1 protein-coding gene is annotated in these 228 nt (G+C 48.7%); it reads left to right on the top strand.

The window, feature by feature from the left end; translation table 11 throughout:
- Positions 1-228: hypothetical protein (locus R0J87_RS25595; protein ID WP_498889821.1), on the top strand; the 228-nt coding region annotated here is incomplete at both ends.

The following is a 228-nucleotide window of genomic DNA, read 5'->3' as shown; positions in this document are numbered from 1 at the left end:
AAGCAACTTGCGGGTAATTACCTGTCTTTGTTTAAAGACCGCCACTTCCTGACATTTGCCGCTATAGGCTGGATCAATTTTGCCATGGTTGTGCTGGCAATTTCCATGATGCCCTACATTATGCAAGTGCAGTTAGGGATAAGCTCTGACCAGTATGCAATGTGGGCTATGGTGCCGGCTTGCGGACTGCTTTTTGGTGGTTTGCTGTGTCAGCGCTTACGGCCAAAG

The sequence above is a fragment of the Halomonas sp. SIMBA_159 genome (assembly GCF_046536035.1).
Classification (GTDB): Bacteria; Pseudomonadota; Gammaproteobacteria; order Pseudomonadales; family Halomonadaceae; genus Vreelandella; species Vreelandella venusta_A.
Note: the sequence above shows the minus strand (reverse complement) of the source record. Positions and strands in the feature narration are given on the sequence as shown.